The organism is Neisseria sp. P0021.S006 (genome assembly GCF_051956895.1).
Map to the genome: position 1 here is coordinate 1 of NZ_JBQCWZ010000162.1, position 2,159 is coordinate 2,159.

Consider the following 2,159-nt stretch of genomic DNA (forward strand, 5'->3'; position numbering starts at 1 on the left):
ACGGCATCATACCCAAAAAGCAGACGACGATACCGATGACGATCCACATCATGCGGCGGCGCAGCTCGAGAAGATGCTCGATAAGCGGTTGGACGGGTTGTTCGTGTTGAGGTTCGGACACCGGTTGACTCACTTTTTACTTACGGACGCGCAGTTTGGGTTTGGCGTGGAATTTCGGACGCATATCGCGTTTGCGGCTCATCGCCTGCTTACGCAAAGAAGTCGTATGCAGCGAAGGAACATCGGCGACAGGGGCTTCGACATAGCTGACTTCGACCGCCGGAGTGGGTGAAACCGATGCGGTCAAATACTCACGCCAAGCGCGGTCTTGCTCGGACTCGGCATTTTCAGCCCCGACAGGCTCTTGAGTTTGCGCTGCTCCACCCTCTTCAGGAACTTGGGCCGCACTTTCATTTTCAGTGCTGCTTGAAGCCAAATCAGGCAGAGGATTACCGAACTCGTCCACGCCAAAATCGGCAGGCGTTTTCTGTTCGGGCAGGCGTTCCCACGGCTTGAGGCCGTCTGAAATATCGCTCAGATTTTTTTGTGCATCGTTGCCCAAGTCTTTGATACCGTCGCGAAACTCGGATGCGGCGGTTTCAAATTCCTGCTTCACCTTGCGCAATTCGTCCAACTCAGCCTGAGTGTTGAGTTCCTGCTTGACGTTATTGACGAATCCTTGCAATTTACCGACCAAACGCCCAGCCGTACGCGCGGCTTGCGGCAGACGTTCGGGGCCAAGCACTATCAGGGCAACAACGCCGACCAGCAGCAATTCGCCCAAACCGAAATCAAACATGGATTATGCTTTGTCTTCGTCTTTTTTGTGTTCGATGACTTCGTCTTTTTTGGCATCTTTGCCGTCTGTACCTTCGTTCAGGCCTTGTTTGAAGTCATGCACTGCGCCGCCGAGATCTTTGCCGACGTTGCGCAATTTTTTGGTACCGAATACCAAAACGACGATAATCAGTACGATAATCCAGTGCCAAAGAGAGAAGCTACCCATGATAAGTCCTTGAATTTGTTTAATTTAAAAAGAGATAATAATTATGCGGGCGTACCCATGATATGGATATGCAGGTGGAAGACTTCTTGTCCGCCGCCTTTGCCTGTGTTGATCAGGGTTTTGAAACCGTCGGTCAAACCTGCCTCTTGGGCGATTTGAGGGACTTTCAACATCATTTTACCCAACAGGGTTTGATGTTCGGCAGTGGCGTGTGCCAGTGAATCGAAGTGTACTTTCGGAATCAGCAGCAGATGTACCGGCGCGGCAGGACGGATGTCTTTGAAACAAAGCATCTCATCGTCTTCGTAAACGGTTTGTGCCGGAATATCTTTGGCGGCGATTTTGCAGAAAATACAATTATCCATAATGGCTCCAATGGCCGTCTGAAAACGGGTGCAACGGGTTTCGCCAAACAAAGTGAAATCGTTTTTGCCCCAAGAGACGGATTCTGAAACAGGTCAAATACGGGATTGTAATATAAATTCAAGCTTCTTTGCGAGAAGCTTTTTCCACCAATCCCGACAAACCTTGACGGCGCGCAAGCTCGTTGACCACATTTTCGGCGCGCAATCCGTGATGCGCCAATAAAACCATGGTGTGAAACCACAAATCCGCCACTTCGTAAACCAAATGTTCGCCGCCGCCATCTTTAGAAGCCATCAAGGTTTCGCCCGCTTCCTCGATGACTTTTTTCAGAATCTTGTCTTCGCCTTTGTGCAACAGTTGGGCAACGTAAGAAGCATCGGGATCGCCGCCTTTGCGCGAATCGATGACGTTTTGGATTTGGGTAAGGATGGTATCGGTCATGGTCGGTTTCTCTTATTTCTTTCAGACGGCCTTAAGGATGTTTATATCCGTAAATTGCTTCTTCGTCTTTCAACACGGCATCCACTGTCTGCCATGCACCCTCTTGCCAAACTTTGTAAAAGCAGCTTTCACGCCCGGTATGACAGGCAATGCCGCCGTTTTGTTCAATCAACATAACCACAGCGTCGCCATCGCAATCCAGGCGCAATTCGTGTACTTTTTGCGTATGCCCCGACTCTTCGCCCTTCATCCATTGTTTTTGGCGGGAACGGCTGTAATAGTGGGCAAAACCGGTTTCTACGGTTTTTTGCAGGGCTTCTGCGTTCATCCAGGCGACCATCAGCAC

At 50.2% G+C, this 2,159-nt stretch carries 5 protein-coding genes and 1 pseudogene; all 6 read right to left on the reverse strand.

What is annotated here, in order from left to right; translation table 11 throughout:
• Positions 1-121 (reverse strand): annotated as a pseudogene (locus ACTHUM_RS11950) (Sec-independent protein translocase subunit TatC); the annotation flags it as partial.
• A 15-nt stretch (positions 122-136) separates the two neighbouring features.
• On the reverse strand, positions 137-799 hold the full coding sequence (tatB, locus tag ACTHUM_RS11955; RefSeq protein WP_070460199.1) for a Sec-independent protein translocase protein TatB: 663 nt from the start codon (positions 797-799) through the stop codon (positions 137-139).
• A gap of 3 nt (positions 800-802) precedes the next feature.
• Positions 803-1,006, reverse strand: a complete 204-nt coding sequence (tatA, locus tag ACTHUM_RS11960; RefSeq protein WP_003679438.1) for a Sec-independent protein translocase subunit TatA — start codon at positions 1,004-1,006, stop codon at positions 803-805.
• Positions 1,007-1,047: 41 nt separating this feature from the next.
• Positions 1,048-1,371, reverse strand: a complete 324-nt coding sequence (locus ACTHUM_RS11965) for a histidine triad nucleotide-binding protein (protein WP_003748648.1) — start codon at positions 1,369-1,371, stop codon at positions 1,048-1,050.
• A gap of 118 nt (positions 1,372-1,489) precedes the next feature.
• Positions 1,490-1,813: a phosphoribosyl-ATP diphosphatase gene (locus ACTHUM_RS11970; RefSeq protein ID WP_440399762.1), complete on the reverse strand. Its 324-nt coding sequence runs from the start codon at positions 1,811-1,813 to the stop codon at positions 1,490-1,492.
• 31 nt (positions 1,814-1,844) lie between these two features.
• A partial coding sequence (gene hisI / locus ACTHUM_RS11975; protein ID WP_440402962.1) for a phosphoribosyl-AMP cyclohydrolase occupies positions 1,845-2,159 on the reverse strand: 315 nt, incomplete at its 5' end.

Excerpts from the sequence above, each read along its gene's own strand:
- tatB (WP_070460199.1), bottom strand. The coding sequence starts at position 799 with ATGTTTGATTTCGGTTTGGGCGAATTGCTGCTGGTCGGCGTTGTTGCC.
- tatA (WP_003679438.1), bottom strand. The coding sequence starts at position 1,006 with ATGGGTAGCTTCTCTCTTTGGCACTGGATTATCGTACTGATTATCGTC.
- ACTHUM_RS11965 (WP_003748648.1), bottom strand. The coding sequence starts at position 1,371 with ATGGATAATTGTATTTTCTGCAAAATCGCCGCCAAAGATATTCCGGCA.
- ACTHUM_RS11970 (WP_440399762.1), bottom strand. The coding sequence starts at position 1,813 with ATGACCGATACCATCCTTACCCAAATCCAAAACGTCATCGATTCGCGC.